Origin of the sequence: Terrabacter sp. BE26 (assembly GCF_041941675.1) — a bacterium.
Classification (GTDB): Bacteria; Actinomycetota; Actinomycetes; order Actinomycetales; family Dermatophilaceae; genus Terrabacter.
Genome location: NZ_CP090122.1, coordinates 210,773 through 228,344 on the forward strand (window position 1 = coordinate 210,773; position 17,572 = coordinate 228,344).

19 protein-coding genes are annotated in these 17,572 nt (G+C 71.6%); 11 read left to right on the forward strand and 8 right to left on the reverse strand.

All coding sequences use genetic code 11. The annotated features are described in order from the left end of the window. The first annotated feature begins 28 nt into the window (after nucleotides 1–28). Nucleotides 29–160 carry a hypothetical protein gene (locus LQK93_RS01020; protein ID WP_374969726.1) on the forward strand — a complete coding sequence of 44 codons (132 nt, stop codon included), beginning with the start codon at nucleotides 29–31 and terminating at the stop codon, nucleotides 158–160. A gap of 105 nt (nucleotides 161–265) precedes the next feature. Here the strand turns inward: LQK93_RS01020 and LQK93_RS01025 are convergent, their stop codons facing one another. Beyond that, complete coding sequence (locus LQK93_RS01025) at nucleotides 266–904, reverse strand: YdeI family protein (RefSeq protein WP_374969727.1); 639 nt, start codon at nucleotides 902–904, stop codon at nucleotides 266–268. 36 nt (nucleotides 905–940) lie between these two features. Here LQK93_RS01025 and LQK93_RS01030 point away from each other — a divergent pair, with 36 nt between their 5' ends. Continuing rightward, nucleotides 941–1,654, forward strand: a complete 714-nt coding sequence (locus LQK93_RS01030) for a hypothetical protein (RefSeq protein ID WP_374969728.1) — start codon at nucleotides 941–943, stop codon at nucleotides 1,652–1,654. A 3-nt stretch (nucleotides 1,655–1,657) separates the two neighbouring features. Here the strand turns inward: LQK93_RS01030 and dusB are convergent, their stop codons facing one another. Together dusB and LQK93_RS01040 are read right to left on the reverse strand one after the other, a co-directional pair. Continuing rightward, nucleotides 1,658–2,920, reverse strand: coding sequence for a tRNA dihydrouridine synthase DusB (gene dusB / locus LQK93_RS01035; protein WP_374971425.1), 1,263 nt, complete (start codon nucleotides 2,918–2,920; stop codon nucleotides 1,658–1,660). Nucleotides 2,921–2,950: 30 nt separating this feature from the next. Next, a complete protein-coding gene (locus LQK93_RS01040) occupies nucleotides 2,951–3,679 on the reverse strand; it encodes an alpha/beta fold hydrolase (protein WP_374969729.1) in 729 nt (242 codons plus the stop codon). A 25-nt stretch (nucleotides 3,680–3,704) separates the two neighbouring features. Between LQK93_RS01040 and LQK93_RS01045 the strand changes: the two genes are divergently transcribed. After that, a complete protein-coding gene (locus tag LQK93_RS01045) occupies nucleotides 3,705–4,544 on the forward strand; it encodes a sulfurtransferase (RefSeq protein WP_374969730.1) in 840 nt (279 codons plus the stop codon). Between the two features lie 159 nt (nucleotides 4,545–4,703). On the opposite strand, the gene LQK93_RS01050 is transcribed toward LQK93_RS01045, so the two are convergent. Further along, nucleotides 4,704–6,098, reverse strand: a complete 1,395-nt coding sequence (locus tag LQK93_RS01050) for a glycine--tRNA ligase (protein ID WP_374969731.1) — start codon at nucleotides 6,096–6,098, stop codon at nucleotides 4,704–4,706. 78 nt (nucleotides 6,099–6,176) lie between these two features. Here LQK93_RS01050 and LQK93_RS01055 point away from each other — a divergent pair, with 78 nt between their 5' ends. The 6 genes from LQK93_RS01055 (at nucleotide 6,177) to LQK93_RS01080 (ending at nucleotide 10,894) form a co-directional block, all read left to right on the forward strand. Continuing rightward, the gene (locus LQK93_RS01055; RefSeq protein ID WP_374969732.1) at nucleotides 6,177–6,467 is read left to right on the forward strand and encodes a DUF6703 family protein; all 291 of its coding nucleotides are present in this window, start codon (nucleotides 6,177–6,179) and stop codon (nucleotides 6,465–6,467) included. A 61-nt stretch (nucleotides 6,468–6,528) separates the two neighbouring features. Beyond that, nucleotides 6,529–7,512 (forward strand): metal ABC transporter substrate-binding protein, encoded by a 984-nt coding sequence (locus LQK93_RS01060; RefSeq protein WP_374969733.1) that lies wholly within the window; start codon nucleotides 6,529–6,531, stop codon nucleotides 7,510–7,512. Continuing rightward, nucleotides 7,503–8,369 (forward strand): metal ABC transporter ATP-binding protein, encoded by an 867-nt coding sequence (locus tag LQK93_RS01065; protein ID WP_374969734.1) that lies wholly within the window; start codon nucleotides 7,503–7,505, stop codon nucleotides 8,367–8,369. The genes LQK93_RS01060 and LQK93_RS01065 overlap by 10 nt, the downstream gene beginning before the upstream one ends. Next, on the forward strand, nucleotides 8,366–9,427 hold the full coding sequence (locus LQK93_RS01070; RefSeq protein WP_374969735.1) for an iron chelate uptake ABC transporter family permease subunit: 1,062 nt from the start codon (nucleotides 8,366–8,368) through the stop codon (nucleotides 9,425–9,427). The genes LQK93_RS01065 and LQK93_RS01070 overlap by 4 nt, the downstream gene beginning before the upstream one ends. Further along, nucleotides 9,424–9,843 carry a Fur family transcriptional regulator gene (locus LQK93_RS01075; RefSeq protein ID WP_374969736.1) on the forward strand — a complete coding sequence of 140 codons (420 nt, stop codon included), beginning with the start codon at nucleotides 9,424–9,426 and terminating at the stop codon, nucleotides 9,841–9,843. The genes LQK93_RS01070 and LQK93_RS01075 overlap by 4 nt, the downstream gene beginning before the upstream one ends. Before the next feature lie 124 nt (nucleotides 9,844–9,967). Then, on the forward strand, nucleotides 9,968–10,894 hold the full coding sequence (locus LQK93_RS01080) for a hypothetical protein (RefSeq protein WP_374969737.1): 927 nt from the start codon (nucleotides 9,968–9,970) through the stop codon (nucleotides 10,892–10,894). A gap of 20 nt (nucleotides 10,895–10,914) precedes the next feature. Here LQK93_RS01080 and LQK93_RS01085 read toward each other — a convergent pair whose 3' ends face one another. Beyond that, complete coding sequence (locus tag LQK93_RS01085) at nucleotides 10,915–11,691, reverse strand: isoprenyl transferase (protein ID WP_374969738.1); 777 nt, start codon at nucleotides 11,689–11,691, stop codon at nucleotides 10,915–10,917. A 65-nt stretch (nucleotides 11,692–11,756) separates the two neighbouring features. Then, nucleotides 11,757–12,485 carry a DNA repair protein RecO gene (recO, locus tag LQK93_RS01090; protein WP_374969739.1) on the reverse strand — a complete coding sequence of 243 codons (729 nt, stop codon included), beginning with the start codon at nucleotides 12,483–12,485 and terminating at the stop codon, nucleotides 11,757–11,759. A gap of 122 nt (nucleotides 12,486–12,607) precedes the next feature. On the opposite strand from recO, the gene LQK93_RS01095 reads away from it, so the two are divergent. Then, nucleotides 12,608–13,258: an alpha-ketoglutarate-dependent dioxygenase AlkB gene (locus LQK93_RS01095; protein ID WP_374969740.1), complete on the forward strand. Its 651-nt coding sequence runs from the start codon at nucleotides 12,608–12,610 to the stop codon at nucleotides 13,256–13,258. A gap of 12 nt (nucleotides 13,259–13,270) precedes the next feature. Next, entirely contained in the window at nucleotides 13,271–14,086 is an 816-nt protein-coding gene (locus LQK93_RS01100; RefSeq protein WP_374969741.1) for a maleylpyruvate isomerase family mycothiol-dependent enzyme, read from the forward strand. Here LQK93_RS01100 and LQK93_RS01105 read toward each other — a convergent pair. Together LQK93_RS01105 and leuA are read right to left on the reverse strand one after the other, a co-directional pair. Continuing rightward, nucleotides 14,067–15,608: a hypothetical protein gene (locus LQK93_RS01105; RefSeq protein ID WP_374969742.1), complete on the reverse strand. Its 1,542-nt coding sequence runs from the start codon at nucleotides 15,606–15,608 to the stop codon at nucleotides 14,067–14,069. The two genes, LQK93_RS01100 and LQK93_RS01105, sit on opposite strands and share 20 nt — an antisense overlap. Nucleotides 15,609–15,624: 16 nt before the next feature. Beyond that, on the reverse strand, nucleotides 15,625–17,394 hold the full coding sequence (leuA, locus tag LQK93_RS01110) for a 2-isopropylmalate synthase (RefSeq protein WP_374969743.1): 1,770 nt from the start codon (nucleotides 17,392–17,394) through the stop codon (nucleotides 15,625–15,627). Nucleotides 17,395–17,572 lie beyond the last annotated feature (178 nt).

The following is a 17,572-nucleotide window of genomic DNA, read 5'->3' on the forward strand; positions in this document are numbered from 1 at the left end:
ACGGCCCCGGAACGTGCAGGAGCTCGTCATGGCCGACAAGTCACCGCGGCAGCACATGTCCCAGAAGGGCAAGTCGATCAAGGAGAAGCGCGCGGAGAAGCACGCCAAGGCCGACAAGGCCTCCCACACCGAGATCATCCCGCCGCGCGGCCGGCGCTGAGCCGGGCCGGGAGAGGCCGCGAGCCAGGAGGCCCGGCCCGGGGTCTGCTCGTGCGCGATCCCCACCTGGACGCGGCCCACCTTGCAGGACTGCCACGGCGGCAGGTCAGCCCAGCTCGTCGCGGATCCGGCGCACCCAGGCGGGCTCAGCGCCGTAGCGCTGGATCTTGATGAGCCGGCCGTGCGCGCAGTCGTCGACGAGCTCGGCCATCCGCTTCTCGCGCGTCGCCTCCTGCTTGGCCGTCAGCACCCAGCTCGTGGCGACCTTGCGGTAGGAGGGCGTGGCGGCGTCCCAGAAGGCCGAGGCACGGGCATCGGTCCGCAGCAGCTCCTCGTAGGCCTCGGGCCACGCCAGCTCGCCGTTCTCGTACGAGTAGACGCCCGAGCGGTCCTCCCGGCGCTTCTCGAAGGCCTCCAGACCGGCCGGCCGCATCCTCCCCGCCGCGGTCAGCTCCTCGACGGCACGGATGTTCACGGCGCTCCAGGTGCTGCCCGACTTGCGGGGTGTCCACCGCTGCCTGACCGAGTCCTCGTCGATGCGCTGCACCATCGAGTCGATCCAACCGAAGCACAGCGCCTCGCGCACCGCCTCGGCCCACTGCAGGCCGCGATGCTCGACGTGCTTCTTGTGCAACCCCATCCACAGCTCGGTGGCAGTCTCGTGGTTCGCCTCGAGCCACGCGCGGAAGTCCTCGGCGTCGTCGAAGAAGACCGCCGGCCGGTCCTCGGTCCCGCCCTCGTGCATGGCCCGATCCTGCCACCACGCACCGACGCTGGGAGGATGGCCGGCGTGACCGACCGCATCGTCCTGGCCGCCCGCAACAACGCCCTCTGGTGCGACGCCGTCGCCCGGTCCCACGGGGTGCGGACCACGCTGGACGATGCCGCCTGGACCGCCTCGACGCGCACGCCGCCGTACTACCCCGATGCCGTCACCCTCTCCGCCGGCGTCGGCGAGTACGACGTCCTCGCGCGCGTCGACGACTCCGACGGGTGCTCGGTCAAGGACTCCTGGTCGCGCCTCGACCTCTCGATGGAGGACTTCGCGCGCCTGGTGGTCGGTGAGTGGGTCTGGCTCGACCCCACGACCGCCGTCCCGTCCGGGTCCGCCCGCTCCTGGCGCCGCGTGACGACGACCGAGACGATGGCCGCCTGGGTGCACGCGTGGGCGAGCGACCCCGACGCCGAGGCGATCCTGCGGCCCGCGCTGCTGGACGAGCCCGACGTCCATATCCTCGCCGGTCACGCCTCCGAGGCCTCTGACGCGCCCGTCGTCGCCGGGGCGGTCGTCCACGTCACCGGCGAGGTCGCCGGGCTCGGCAACCTCTTCGCGCTGGACGGCGACGCCACGGACACGTGGCGCGAGGCTGCCGCTGCCGCGCGCGAGGTCGTGGGCGGCATACCCCTGGTCGGCTGGGAGGCCGGCGCCTCGGTCGGGGCAGCGGTCGCGGCGGGGTGCGAGCGGCTGGGGCCGCTCAGCGTGTGGCTGAAGTGAGCCTCAGCCGCCGCTGACCGAGAGCTCGGCCTCGGCGATGGTGCGTCGGTGCTCCTCGGAGAGCTCGCGGGACTCGAGCCACCGGTCGGGCAGGGCCACGGTGCGCGGCGAGCCGGCGCGTCCGCGCTGACCCTCCGCGGCCTCGCCCGGCCACGGCGCGTCCGGGTCGAGCGTGACGAGCAGCCTCTCGAGAGAGACCATCGAGTCCACGAGTGCGAGCGAGTTGCGGATGGTCGAGCCGGCCGGGAAGCCCTTGAGGTACCAGGCAATGTGCTTGCGGATGTCGCGGCAGGCGCGCTCCTCCTCGCCGTAGAAGTCGCAGAGGTATGCCGTGTGCTTCCGCAGCGTGTCGGCGACCTCCCCGAGGGTCGGCGTCACCCGAGCCTCGGTGCCGGCGAAGGCCGCCGCGAGGTCGGTGAAGAGCCAGGGCCGGCCGAGGCAGCCGCGGCCGACGACGACCCCGTCGCAGCCCGTCTGGCGGACCATGCGCAGGGCGTCCTCGGCCGACCAGATGTCGCCGTTGCCGAGGACGGGGATGGTCGTGACCGTCTCCTTGAGCATCCGAATGGCGCTCCAGTCGGCGGTGCCGGAGTAGGACTGGGCGGCCGTCCGCCCGTGCAGCGCGACGGCGGCGACGCCCTCGGCCTCGGCGGCCAGGCCCGCGTCGAGGAAGGTCAGGTGCTCGTCGTCGATGCCCTTGCGCATCTTGACCGTGACCGGGATGTCGCGCTTGGCGCCCTCCTCCACGACCGCGCCCACGATGGAGCGGAAGAGCTCTCTCTTCCACGGCAGGGCCGAGCCGCCGCCCTTGCGGGTGACCTTGGGGACGGGGCAGCCGAAGTTGAGGTCGATGTGGTCGGCGCGGTCCTCCTGCACGAGGATGCGCGCGGCGGCGCGGGCCGTGGCCGGGTCGACGCTGTAGAGCTGGATCGAGCGCGGGTTCTCGTCGGGGTCGTGCTCGATGAGGCGCATCGTCTCGGGGCTGCGCTCGACGAGGGCGCGCGTCGTGATCATCTCGCTGACGTAGAGGCTCGTGGCTCCGCTGGCACCACGGGTCGATGCCAGCGCGGTGCCCTCGTTGCCGTACTCGCGGCACAGGCGCCGGAACGCGCGGTTGGTGATGCCGGCCATGGGCGCGAGCACGACGGGCGACTGGATGACGTGGCGGCCGATGCGCAGCGGCGGCAGCACGCTGCCCGTCGGTGTGCCGGCTGTGCGCGCGAGGTCTGCGGAAGCGGCCTCACCGGCCTGCATCGGGGGGGTCATCACGTCGGTCACCCGCACGATTCTCCCTGATCAGGAGCGTGGCGCCGAATCGAGGACCTGCCGGGTGAAGCGCAGGAGCGCGTCGGCGAACGCCTCCGGCTGGTCGAGGTTGGACAGGTGGCTCGCCCGCCGGATGACCTCCTCACGGGCGCTCGGGCACGCTCGCAGGTAGGCGCGCACCCCGACCCGCAGCTGGTCGAACTGGCCGTTCAGCAGCAGGACGGGGCAGGCCACGTGCGCCAGCATCGTCGGACGGCAGTGCGTCATGACCTCGCGCCAGGCGGTGGCGGTGGGCTCGAAGTAGTAGCCCCCGGCGATGACCGGCTCGATCCGCTCCGCCGGGTAGAGCCGGCGCAGCACGCGGTCGTTGAGCCGCGTCATGCGCTCGGTGCCGAGCCGGTCGGTCAGGGCAGCAACGCCCCGGTAGACCGCTGCCCCGGGTCCGGTCGGAGTGGCGCTCGCCCCGGCCAGCACGAGCCCGTCGAGCGCGTCGGGGTGGGCTGCGGCATACGCCATCGCGGCGTAGCCGCCGAGCGAGTGGCCGACGAGCACGACCGGCGTGCCCGGCGGCACCGCGCGGACCGCCTCGTCGATGACCTCGACGCACCGCCGAAGCGAGAAGGGCTCGGCGACCCGGGTGCCGTGACCTGGCAGGTCGACGAGCGCCAGGTCGACCTCGTCTCGCAGCAACGGGACCTGCGGGGCCCACTGGCTGCTCCCCAGCCGCGACCCGTGCACGAGGACCAGGTGAGCACGCACACCGCGAGGATGCCACGATGAGCCGGTGAGCCACCTCCTGAGCGCCGCAGACCTCGCCCACGAGATCGAGGACGTCGTCGTCCTCGACGTCCGCTGGGCCCTCACGACCGCGAACACCCGCGCGGGCCGGGCGGACTACGAGGCCGGTCACGTGCCGGGCGCGTTCTTCGTCGACCTCGACACCGAGCTCGCCGCTCCCGCCGGCGACGGCGGCCGCCACCCGCTGCCCGACCCTGCGGTGGTCCAGGCGCTGGCGCGGCGGGCCGGCATCACCGCGCGCAGCCGCGTCGTCGTCTACGACGCCAAGGAGTCGTATGCCGCCGCGCGGGCCTGGTGGGTGCTGCGCTGGGCGGGTGTCCCGGACGTCCGCGTGCTCGACGGCGGGTATGCCGCGTGGCTCGCCGCCGGCCTGCCCGTCTCGACGCAGGAGCCGGCCGACCGGCACGGCGACTTCGAGGTGCGCCCCGGACAGCTGCCGACCCTCGATGCTGCCGGCGCGGCACGGTTGGCGCGCGAGGGACTGCTGCTCGACGCCCGCGCGCCGGAGCGCTACGCCGGCGAGACGGAGCCGATCGACCCGGTCGCCGGCCACGTGCCGGGATCGGTCAACAGCCCGACGGCGGCGTGGCTCGCCGAGGACGGCACGTTCCGGCGCGACCTCGGGGCGGTCTGGAGGCGAGTGGTCGACGGGAGGAACGCCGGCACGGCTCCGGTCGGCGTGTACTGCGGATCCGGGGTCACCGCGGCGCACGAGATGCTCGCGCTGGCCGAGCTCGGCGTCGACGCGGTGCTCTACCCCGGTTCGTGGAGCGAGTGGATCCGCGACCCCTCACGCCCGGTCGTGACCGGGCCCGAGCCCGGCTGATCGCGCGGCCGGACCGGCGGACCGCCACCAACCGGCGTTTGCGCCGGGTCTGGGCGTGGATGCGCATCTCGTGGCGGTCCGTCGGACCACCCCGTGGCAAAGGTATGCCGCCCGCCCGGGTGGGCGGACGGCATACGTCAACGGGTGTGACAGGGAGCGTCAGCAGCCGGGGAGGCGCTGCGCGAGGTAGCCCTCGACCTGGTCGAGGGCGATGCGCTCCTGCGCCATGGTGTCGCGCTCGCGGATCGTCACGGCGTGGTCCTCGAGCGTGTCGAAGTCGACCGTGATGCAGTACGGCGTGCCGATCTCGTCGTTGCGGCGGTAGCGCTTGCCGATGGCGCCGGCGTCGTCGAAGTCGACGTTCCAGTGCCGGCGCAGCTGCGCGGCGAGGTCGCGCGCCTTCGGCGAGAGGTCGGCGTTGCGCGACAGCGGCAGCACCGCGGCCTTGACCGGCGCCAGGCGCGGGTCGAGGCGCAGCACGACGCGCTTGTCGACGCCGCCCTTGGTGTTGGGCGCCTCGTCCTCGGAGTACGCATCGACGAGGAACGTCATGAGCGAGCGCGACAGGCCGGCTGCCGGCTCGATGACGTAGGGCGTGTACTTCTCCCCCGTCTGCTGGTCGAAGTAGACCAGCTCGGTGCCCGAGTGCTTGCTGTGCGTCGACAGGTCGAAGTCGGTGCGGTTGGCGATGCCCTCGAGCTCGCCCCACTCGGAGCCGGCGAAGTTGAAGCGGTACTCGATGTCGACCGTGCGCGACGAGTAGTGCGAGAGCTTGTCCTTCGGGTGCTCGAAGTGGCGCAGGTTGTCGGGGTTGATGCCGAGGTCGGTGTACCAGCGGGTCCGCTCGTCGATCCAGTACTGGTGCCACTCCTCGTCCTCGCCCGGCTTGACGAAGAACTCCATCTCCATCTGCTCGAACTCACGGGTGCGGAAGATGAAGTTGCCCGGCGTGATCTCGTTGCGGAAGCTCTTGCCGGTCTGGGCGATGCCGAACGGCGGCTTCTTGCGCGCGGCCTGCATGACGTTGAGGAAGTTGACGAAGATGCCCTGGGCAGTCTCGGGGCGCAGGTAGTGCAGCCCCGACTCGTCCTCGATGACCCCGAGGTGGGTCTTGAGCATCATGTTGAACTCGCGGGGCTCGGTCCACTGGCCCTTGACGCCGCAGTCCGGGCAGGTGATCTCACTCAGCGGGATCGAGTCGGGGTCCTCGATGCCCTTCTTCTCCGCGATCGCCTCCTGCAGGTGGTCCAGGCGGCGGCGGTGGTGGCAGTTGAGGCACTCGACGAGCGGGTCGGTGAAGGTGCCGACGTGGCCGGACGCGACCCACGTCTCGCGGGGCAGGATGATCGAGGAGTCGAGACCGACGACGTCATCGCGGCTCGTGACCATGGCCTTCCACCACTGGCGCCGGATGTTCTCCTTGAGCTCGACACCGAGGGGGCCGTAGTCCCACGCGGACCGCGTGCCTCCGTAGATGTCGCCGCTCGGGAAGACGAACCCCCTGCGCTTGCAGAGGCTGACGACGGTGTCCACGGTGGATGTCTGCTTGGCCATGCCGCACAGGTTATCGGGCGCGCGCCACTGCTCTGCCACGCGTCCGGGGTATGCCGCCGCGTCCCCTAGGCTCCTTGCGTGGCCCTGAGCTTCCGTTCCCGTCTCGAGCACGCCTCCGCCCCCTGGGTCGAGCGGCTCAACACCGTCCCGCGGCCCGTCGGGCTGGTCGTCCTCGTGGCCCTGCTGGTCGTGGGCGTCGTCGCGCCGCGGCCGTGGGGCGGCATCGCCTTCCTGGTCGTGTCCGCCTTCGTCGGCTGGCTGCTCTTCCTGACGTGGCAGCGCCTGACCATGCCCGAGCGCCTCATGCGCGTGGCGGTGCTCGTGCTCGCCGTCGCGGTGGCCGTGGTGCGGACCGTTCCAGCGGGCTGAGTCGGGAGCCTCGCGAGAACGGTTTTGACAATCATTCTCAGTTGGGCGGAGGATGACTCCCATGTCACCCTCCGCTGCCCGCAACCTGCGCTCCGGCGTCGGGGCGCTGCTCGCTGCGACGGCGCTCGTGCTGACATCGGCAGCGTGCGGGACCGTGCCGGGCGGCGGTTCCGGCTCCGGCTCTCCCTCGGCCTCTGAGCAGGCGGTCGTCACCTCGTTCTACCCGTTGCAGTTCGCGGTGGAGCAGATCACCGGCGGCGCCGTCCCCGTCACCGTGCTGACCAAACCGGGCGCCGAGCCGCACGACCTCGAGCTCGCACCCCAGGACATCGCGCGCATGAGCAAGGCAAGGCTGGTGGTCTACGCCGACGGCTTCCAGCCCGCCGTCGACGAGGCCATCGCCGAGGTGCAGCCCTCGTCGCTGCTCGACGTCGCCGACGCGGCCGACCTGTCACTCACCCTGGCCGAGGAGTCCGGGCACGCCGGCGAGTCGGCCCAGGAGCACAGCGCCCACGACCACGCCGGCAGCGACCCGCACTTCTGGCTCGACCCGCAGCGCTTCGCAGCGGTCGCCGAGGTCATCGGCGCGCGACTTGCCAAGGACGACCCGGCGCACGCGGCGGCATACGTCAGGAACACCTCCTCGTTCGTCTCGAAGCTCACGGCACTGGACGGGCAGTTGCGTGCCGGGCTCACCGCCTGCCGTTCGAGGGTGCTCGTCACGAGCCACGCCGCGTTCGGCTACCTGGCCCAGCGCTACGGCCTGCAGCAGCAGGGCATCACCGGCATCTCCCCCGACGCCGAACCGGGCGGCGCCGGGCTCAAGCAGATCTCCGACCTCGTCCGGAGCCAGGGAGTGACGACCATCTATCAGGAGACGCTCGTGGAGCCCCACTTCGCCCAGACCGTCGCCGGCTCGACCGGCGCCTCGGTCGCCACGCTCGACCCGCTCGAGGGGATCACCACTGCCTCAGCAGGCAGCGACTACTTCGAGGTCATGCACAGCAACCTGCACGCGCTGCAGAAGGGGCTGGGATGCTCGTGACCTCCGACACGGCACGGACGGACGAGCCGACCTCCTCCGCGGACGAGGTCGTGATCGAGCTGCGGCACGCGGCCTTCGGCTATGGCGAGCGCGCCGTCCTCGCCGGTGCGTCACTGACCGTGCGCCACGGGGAGATCGTGGCGGTCGTCGGGCCCAACGGCTCGGGCAAGTCGACGTTGATGAAGGGCATCCTCGGGCTCAACGAGCGCATCTCGGGCAGCGTGACGCTCTTCGGCGTGCCGAGCCACGAGCTGCGCGAACGCGCCCGCCTCGGCTACGTCCCGCAGCGCCACACGCTCTCCGCGTCGGTCCGCGCGACGGCCGAGGAGATCGTCTCGACCGGCAGACTCCCCCGCATCGGCTGGCTCGGACGCCTCCGGGCCACGGACCGCCAGCTCGTCGCGCGGTCGCTGGACGTCGTGGGCCTGGCGGACCGGGCCGCGACCGAGGTCAGCACGCTCTCGGGCGGCCAGCAGCGCCGCGTCCTCATCGCGCGGGCGCTCGCCGGGCAGCCCGACGTCCTCATCATGGACGAGCCCACCGCCGGCGTCGACGCCGCGAACCAGCACGTGCTCGCCGACGTCCTCGAACGCCTCGTGCACCGCGGCGTCACCATGCTCATCGTGACCCACGAGCTCGGCGCGCTCGAGCGCCTGCTGACCAGGATCGTCGTCGTCGACACCGGCCGGATCACCTTCGACGGCACCCCGCAGGAGTATGCCGTCGCCCGCGAGCGCGTCCACCACGACCACGACAGCCACCACCACGACCTCGAGCTGGACGCGCGCGAAGCCCTGGCGCACGGACCGCTCGACGCCAGCCACACCGACACACGGCACCAGGGAGCGCGACCGTGATCGAGATGCTCTCCGTCGACTTCATGCAGCGGGCCCTGATCGCGGCCCTGCTCGTGGGCACCGTCGCGCCCATGGTCGGCATCTTCCTCGTCCAGCGGCGGCTGTCGCTGATCGGCGACGGCATGGGCCACGTCGCCCTCGCCGGTGTCGCCGTGGGCCTCGTCACCGGCGCCACGCCCGTGCTCACGGCGCTCGTCGCGGCCGTGCTCGCGGCCGTCGTCATCGAGCTGCTCCGCACCAAGGGGCGCACCAACGGGGACGTCGCCCTCGCGGTGATCTTCTACGGCGGCATCGCGGCAGGCGTCGTCATGATCAGCAAGTCGGCCGAGGGCACTCCGGGCAACCTGATGAAGTACCTGTTCGGCTCGATCCTGACGACCCAGCGCGGTGACCTCTACGTCTTCGCGGGGCTCGCCCTCGTCGTCGCCGTGACCACGTGGGCCCTGCGCCCGCGTCTCTTCGCCGTCGCCAACGACGAGGAGTACGCGCGAGCGGTCGGGCTCCCGGTCCTGCCGCTCAACATCGTGCTGGCCGTCCTGACCGCGACCACGGTCGTCGTCGCCATGCGCGTCGTGGGGCTGCTGCTCATCAGCGCGCTCATGATCGTGCCCAACGCCGCCAGCCAGCTCGTGGCCAGGTCGTTCAGCGGTGGCCTGCGGTGGGCGATCGCCCTCGGCCTGGTCTCCTCCGTCGGCGGCGTCGCCCTCTCCTACCCGCTCAACACCCCCTCGGGCGGCACCATCGTGCTGCTCGCCGTCGCCCTCTTCGTCGTGACGGCCGTGGTCACGGGCGTCCTCGCCCGAGTGGGGAACCAGCAGCACGCCGTCGCCGAGACACACGCCCACGAGCACGGCAGCGAGTGCGGACACCCGGCGGTGACGCACGGCGACCACGTCGACTACCTCCACGACGGGCACCTGCACGCCGCCCACGAGAACCACTACGACGAGCACGGGCAGCACAACGGCCACGAGGCAGCGGGAGCCGGAGGCAGTGACCCGGTCACCGCAGCCCCGGGCCGGACAGGAACAACGGGAACCACAGGAACGACGCCATGACCGGCACCAACAGCACCAAAGGGGTTGCCCTCTCGCGCAAGCCGACCCGGCAGCAGGCTGCGGTCGCAGAGCTGCTCGAGCGGTCCGACGACTTCACCTCGGCCCAGACGGTGCACGCCAGACTGCGCGAATCCGGAGCGGGCGTCGGCCTCGCGACGGTCTACCGGACACTCCAGTCGATGGTCGAGGCCGGCACCGTCGACGTCCTGCGCACCGACGAGGGCGAGGCCGTCTATCGCGCCTGCTCCACGCACCATCACCACCACCTCGTGTGCCGCAGCTGCGGCCGCACCGTGGAGGTCGAGGGCCCCGCCGTCGAGCGATGGGCCGACAAGGTGGCCAGTGAGCACGGCTTCACGGGGGTCACGCACACCCTCGAGATCTTCGGCACCTGCGCCGACTGCGCCACCTCCTGAGGCAACGGGTCCGGTAGGTGCCGCTCTGTGATCTTGCGGCGCGGGCGAGCCGAGGTCGACCCTGTTCGGAAGGCCGCGTGAGCGGTGAAGGGACCGCGTGCGGCACGACCGAAGGGGTAGCCACATGTCAGGTATCGCCAGGCGCGCACGTCTCGCAGCTCTTCTCGCCGGAGCGCTTCCCGTGGTCCTCGGCCTGTCCCCCGCGCAGGCGCATCACCGGCCGGACCAGATCGTCCTCCCGGGTGCCCACTCGGCCGAGGGCATAGCGGCCGGGACCGGCACCACCTTCTACGCCGGCGAGCTCTTCACCGGCAACATCTACCGAGGTGACGTGCGGACGCGGACAGCCTCCAGGTTCATCACCGCGCCGAAGGGGCGGATGGCCCTGGGGCTGCGGCTCGACCGGCCCCACCACCTGCTCTTCGCCGCCGGCGGCTTCACGGGGCAGGCCTACGTCTACGACTCGGTGACGGGGGCGCCGGTCAAGGCGTACCAGCTCACCACGGGGACCTCGGTCATCAACGACGTGGCGCTGACCCGCAAGGGTGCGTGGTTCACGGACTCCGCGCAGGCGAAGCTCTACTTCATCCCGGTCGGCCGGGACGGGGCGCTCGGCGCGGTGCGAACCCTGCAGCTGCACGGACCTGCCGCCGTCCTCAAGACCGGCTTCAACAACAACGGCATCCAGGCGAGCGCGGACGGGGACACGCTCGTCGTCGCCCACACCAACTCGGCGGTGCTCAACACCGTCGACCCGGTCACCGGCCGCAGCGCGACCATCAAGGGCGTCAGCGTGCCGAACGTCGACGGGATCCTGCTCCGGGGACGCACCCTCTACGCCGTGCAGAACCTGTCCAACAAGGTGACGCAGTGGCGGCTCTCGGAGCACCTGTCGTCCGGTCGTCTCCTCGAGACGATCACGAGCCCGAAGTTCGAGGTGCCCACGACCGTCGCGCGCTTCGGAGACGACCTGGCCGTCGTCAACGCCAAGTTCGACACCGGGTTCCCGCCCACGGCGAGCCAGTACGAGGTGACCATCGTCGACCGCTGACGCGACACCGACCTCCGGCGTCAGCCCTTGGTGGGTGTGTCCACGGCGCCCCCGTAGCGGCGGTCGCGGGCGACGTACTCCTCGATCGCCGCCCACAGGTCGCGCCGGTCGTAGTCGGGCCAGAGCTGGTTCTGGAAGACCATCTCGGCGTAGGCCGACTGCCAGAGCAGGAAGTTGCTCGTGCGCTGCTCACCGGAGCTGCGGACGAAGAGGTCGACGTCGGGCATGGTGGGCTCGTCGAGGTACCTCTTGATCGTCTTCTCGTCGACGGCGCCCGGGCGGAGCCGACCGTCTTTGACGTCGTGCGCGATCCGCTGGACCGCATCGGCGATCTCGGCGCGGCCGCCGTAGTTGACGCAGAAGTAGAGGGTGAGCCCGGTGTTGTGCTGGGTCAGCTCCTGGGCGACCTCGAGCTCCTTGATGACCGAGCGCCACAGGCGGGGCGTGCGCCCGACCCAGCGCATGCGAACCCCCCACTCGTGCAGCTGGTCCCGGCGCCGGCGGATGACGTCACGGTTGAAGCCCATGAGGAAGCGCACCTCCTCGGGCGAGCGCCGCCAGTTCTCCGTCGAGAAGGCGTAGGCAGACAGGTGCGTCACGCCGACCTCGATCGCGCCGGCGACGACGTCGAGCAGGGAGGCCTCACCCGCCTCGTGACCCTTCGTCCGGGGAAGGCCGCGGGCGTTGGCCCACCGGCCGTTGCCGTCCATGACGACGGCGACGTGCTTGGGCAGCAGCTCGGCCGGAATCGCGGGCGCGGTCGCGCCGGACGGGTGCGGGAAGGGCTTGGCGTACACGGCTCTCCGGTCGGTCGGGGTCGGGTTCACTTGCGGCACAGGTCGGTTGCGCCCGGTGGCGGTGCTCAGGCACGCTCGACGAGGCGCAGGGAGCGGAGCCCGCGCTCGATGTGCCACTGGAGGAACGCCGACACGAGCCCGTTGCCCTGACGACGGTGCCGGTCCTCGCTCGCGTCGGCGACGTCCCAGTCGCCGGTCAGCAGGGACGCGAGCAGCGTGAAGGTCTCGGGGGCGGGGGCGCTCGAGCCCGGCGGACGGCATACCGAGCACACGGCGCCGCCAGCCTGCACGTTGAACGCCCGGTGGGGGCCCGGCGCGCCGCACCGCGCGCAGTCGACGAAGCTCGGCGCCCAGCCGGCGACGGCGAGCGAGCGCAGCAGGTAGGCGTCGAGGACGAGCCCCGGGTCGTGGGCCCGCTCGGCGAGCGAGCGCAGGGCGCCGGCGAGCAGGAGGTACTGCTGGGTCTGCGGCTCGTGCTCCTCGGTGAGCTGCAGGGCCGTCTCGAGCATCGAGGTCGCACACGTGTAGGCCGTGTAGTCGCGGGCGATCGCGTCGCCGTAGGGGGCGAGCGTCTCCACCTGCGTCACGGTGTCGAGGTTGCGGCCCTCGTAGCACTGGACGTCGACCACCATGCCGGGCTCGAGGCGCGAGCCGAACCGGGACTTCGTGCGCCGCACCCCCTTGGCCACGGCGCGGACCCGTCCGCGGGTGCGCGTGAGCATCGTGATGATGCGGTCGGCCTCGCCCAGCTTGTGTGTGCGCAGGACGATCGCCTCGTCACGATAGAGGGGCATGGGTCCATTCTCCACTGCCTCCTGGAGCCGGTGGCGCCGCACGCGCCGTCCGGGGTGGGCGTCGTCGCAACAAACCGCACGTCAGTCGAACAGGCGTTCGACACGTGGGCTATCGTGGGCGCATGGACCTCTCTCTCCAGGGTTCGCTGCTCGACCTGACCGACGCCATGACCCTGCGCGACCTCGGCACGGGCCTGACCCGCCACCGGCTGACGCGCGGCGCCTGGGTCGACGTGCGACCCGGCTGGCTCGCCGCGGGCGACGAGCTCTTCAGCACGCTCCTGCACGAGGTGCCGTGGCACGCCGAGCGTCGCCAGATGTACGACTCCGTCGTCGACGTCCCCCGGCTCACCAAGTTCTACGCTGCGGACGAGACGCTGCCCCACCCGCTCCTGGTCGAGGCACGCGAGGCCCTGAGCCGGCACTATGCGCCCGAGCTCGGCGAGCCGTTCGTCACGGCCGGGCTCTGCCTCTACCGCGACGGCCGCGACAGCGTGGCCTGGCACGGCGACCGCATCGGGCGCTCCCGTGACACCGACACCATGGTCGCCATCCTGTCGCTCGGCTCGGCGCGCACCCTCACCCTGCGGCCGCGCGACGGCGGCCCCATCCCCGGCACATCCGCAAAGAGCTTGCGCTACCCCCTCGGACATGGTGACCTCGTCGTGATGGGCGGGTCCTGCCAGCGGACGTGGGACCATGCGGTCCCCAAGACGTCCGAGCCGATGGGCCCGCGCATCTCGGTCCAGTTCCGTGTCGCCGGCGTTCGCTGAAGGAGACCACGTATGCCGTCCCGTCCCTCAGATGGCTCCCTCCCCTTCCTCGACCACCTGGCGGCCGACTCGGCGCGCTTCCGGGAGGTCCTGGCCACCGTGCCCGGCGACGTCCGTGTGCCGACGTGCCCCGACTGGGACGCCGACGACCTGCTGTGGCACCTTGCGGAGGTGCAGTGGTTCTGGGGCGAGATCGCCGAGCGCCGGATCACCGACCCGGCCGACCTCGACGCCCTGAACGCCTCGCGGGAGGCACGGCCGCGAGACCGCGAGGGACTGCTCGCCTTCTTCGACCGCGCCAGCGAACGGCTGCACCGGACGCTCGAGGGCCTCTCGCCCGAGACCCCCCTGTGGATGTGGGCCGCCGACAAGACGGCCGGCTACATCATGCGCCGGCAGGCCCACGAGGCGCTGGTCCACCGGGTCGACGCCGAGCTCACGGTCGGTGAGCGCACGCCGATCGACCCCCGGCTCGCGGCCGACGGCGTGGACGAGGTGCTCCGGGTCATGCGCGGCTACGAGCGCGAGCCAGGGCTGACGCACGTGCCGACGTCGGGCCCGGTCACGATCGCGACGGTCGACACCATGCACTCGTGGACGGTGACGCCGGTGCGGGTGACCGGCACCTACGACGGCCAGCCGGTCGACTTGCAACGGTTCCTGGCCGCCGACGGGCCCGACGCCTCGGCGGCCGTCGAGATCTGCGGCGAGGCCGCCGACCTCGACTGCTGGCTGTGGAACCGCCCGGCCGAGAACGAGATCACCCACGACGGCGACGCGACGGCGCTGGCCGCGGTCGAGGCCGTGCTCACCGACTCGATCGACTGAGCCCACCCCGACGCCAACCCGGCCGCGGCAGCGAGCCGTGCGCGACCGCTGCGAGGGCCACGACCAACGGGACGAACGCGAAGAGGTAGCGTGACCGGCCCTGGAGCACGACGGTGAAGGCCGCGATGCCGAGGACCGATACGGCGAGCAGCACGGTCTCGCGACGGTACGGCGCGCGCAGCAGCCCCGCTCCTGCGACGAGCAGGAGCGCCAGCCACAACGCCTGGGTCAGGTCGGCGCGCAGCGGATAGGCGGAGCCGTGGAACCCGTTGAGCTCGTGCACGACGCCGGTCGGCCCGGTCGCCGGCGCCAGCATCCCCGGCAGGGAGTCGGGCCCCTCACCCCAGGCCCAGAACATGCCGTCGCCCCAGTTCCACGCGGCCTTGTCGCCGTAGAAGGCGAGCGTGCCCGGGAGTCCGCGCTCGGCCCAGCGGTCCGCGAGGAAGCCGGCGGCATACGCCTTCGTCTCGTCCGGGCTCCGGCCGGCGGCGGCGGCGACCATCTCGCGCGAGTAGGCGCCGTAGTTGACGACCCCGCCGGCTGTGCGCTGCTCGTCGGCGCCGAGGGCGACCCACCACAGCAGCGGCGGCGAGGCCGACATGTCGATGCGCGTGACGTCGACTCCACTGGCGACGGTCGCGGCGTTGGTCAGGCCCAGCCCCAGCGCGACGAAGGCCAGGGACGACACGGCGCACGCGGCAATGACGCCGGCGCGGCGCCCCGGAGCGAGGTCGTGGTCGAAGATCGCGAGGACCGCCGTGAGGACCGCTGCGATGGCGATGACGACCGGTGTCGTCTTGATCGCGTAGGCGACCGACACCGCGACCACGGCCAGCAGCCACAGCAGCACCCGACGGGAGCGGGCGCCCGGCGCCAGCGCCCTGAGGGCCAGGGCCACTCCCCCGACGACGAACGGCATCGCGTAGAAGTCCGTGTAGGGAACGGCGAGCCAGGGGCTCGTGCCGACCAGGACCAGGGTCACGAGCTGCGCCACGAGGGAGGGCCCGCGCCCGGCCACCCGGACGACGAGCAGATGGACGGCATACAACGTCACCGCGACGCAGACGCCGTTGAGTGGGATGAGGACGGCGTCGGGCGCGAGCGAGAAGGCCCCTGCCACGGCCACCCCCACCCGGTCGATGGCCAGCAGGGGCAGGTTGTTCGGGTACATCGAGAGGTAGTCGTAGCCGGCCGCACCGAGCGTCCGGCCGGCCTGCACGGCTCGCGCCATGTCCATGACGACGCGGGCGTCCCACCCGTAGTGGTAGCGCGTCATCAGCCCGGCGAACGTCGCAACGATCCCGCCGGCGGCCGACACGACGACGGGCGTCCACCGGTTCTTGGCCCACGCCGGGAGTCGGACCAGGAGGGCCGACAGGACGAGGGCGAGGGTGACCGGCACGACCACCTGCCACCGGTGCCCGACGTTGACCGCGCGTGGCGCGATGAGCCCGACGAGGGCCACCAGCACGAGCGAGACCCCGGTCAGTCGAAGGAGTGCTCGACCGACCGGGGACTCCATGGGGCGTGAGGCTACCTCAGCCGGCTGCACCCGCTGCCGCGGCCTCCTCGGCGATGCGGTCGCGGTAGGCGCGGTTGCAGGCGGACACGACGGCCTTGAGCGAGGCCGTCACGATCGATGAGTCGACCCCGACACCCCACAGCACCCGCGGGCCGATGGCGCACTCGACGTAGGCCGCGGCGCGGGCGTCGCCACCTGCCGAGAGCGCGTGCTCGGCGTAGTCGAGGACGCGCATGTCGGGCGTGCCCTCGATCGTCATGAAGGCGTCGAGGAACGCCGCGATCGGGCCGTTGCCCCGACCGGTGATCGTGACCGGCTGACCGTGGTCGGTGACCGTGGCCTCGATGGTCGAGGCGCCGTCGACCGTCGAGTCGGTGACGACGTTGACGAGCTCGAAGCGGCCCCACGGCTTGGCGGGGTTGGGGAGGTACTCGTCCTGGAACCGGGACCACAGCTCGGCGGGAGCGACCTCGCCACCGTCCTGGTCGACGCCCCGCTGCACGACGCCCGAGAACTCGATCTGGAGCCGCCGGGGCAGGTCCATCTGGTGCTCGGACTTCATGATGTAGGAGACGCCGCCCTTGCCCGACTGGCTGTTGACGCGGACGACCGCCTCGTAGGACCGGCCGAGGTCGTGCGGGTCGACCGGCAGGTAGGGAACGCCCCAGACGAGGTCGTCGACGCTGGTGCCCTTCTCCTTCGCCTCGACCTCCATCGCCTCGAACCCCTTCTTGATGGCGTCCTGGTGCGAGCCGCTGAAGGCCGTGAAGACGAGGTCGCCGCCGTAGGGGTGGCGCTCACCGACCGGCAGCTGGTTGCAGTACTCCACCGTGCGCCGGATCTCGTCGATGTCGCTGAAGTCGATCTGCGGGTCGACGCCCTGGCTGAAGAGGTTCATGCCGAGCGTGACGAGGTCGACGTTGCCGGTGCGCTCGCCGTTGCCGAACAGGCAGCCCTCGATGCGGTCGGCGCCGGCGAGGTAGCCGAGCTCGGCGGCGGCGACCCCGGTGCCGCGGTCGTTGTGGGGGTGCAGGCTCACGACGAGCGACTCCCGGCGGTCGAGGTGGCGGACCATCCACTCGATGGAGTCGGCGTAGACGTTCGGGGTGATCATCTCCACCGTGGCCGGCAGGTTGACGATCATCTTGTGGTCGGGGCTCGGGTCGATCACGTCGATGACGGCGTTGCAGATCCGCACGGCGAAGTCGAGCTCGGTGCCGGTGTAGGACTCCGGCGAGTACTCGTAGTAGATCGTCGTGTCGGGGATCGTCTCCTCGAGCTTCTTGATCAGCCGGGCACCCTGCACCGCGATGTCGACGATGCCGTCCTGGTCCAGCCCGAACACGACGCGGCGCTGCAGGACCGAGGTGGAGTTGTAGAAGTGGACGATCGCCTCCTTCGCCCCTCGGATCGCGTCGAAGGTCCGCTCGATGAGGTGGTCGCGGCACTGCGTCAGCACCTGGATCGTCACGTCGTCGGGGATGTGGCCGCCCTCGATGAGCTCGCGGCAGAAGTCGAAGTCGGTCTGGCTCGCCGACGGGAACCCGATCTCGATCTCCTTGTAGCCCAGCTTCACGAGCAGCTGGAACATCCGCAGCTTCCGCTCGGAGTTCATCGGGTCGATGAGCGCCTGGTTGCCGTCGCGCAGGTCGACCGCGCACCACCGGGGCGCCTTCTCGATGCGCTTGGTCGGCCAGGTGCGGTCGGGCAGGTCGAACGGGATCTGCTCGTGGAACGGGACGTACTTCTGGAACGGCATTCCCGACGTCTGCTGGGGGTGGATCATCGCTGCACTCTCTTCATCTGCGTCTCGCTCGGTGTCCGGCCGGACACGGGAAACTCCGCGACGAGGAGGGCCGGGATCAGGCCTCGTCGCGGCAGAGAAGGAGGAGGCTCACCGCTCGCACCACGCCACCGTATGCCGGTGGCTCCGTCCGCGTCCACCGCTCGGGACCGCGGGCCCG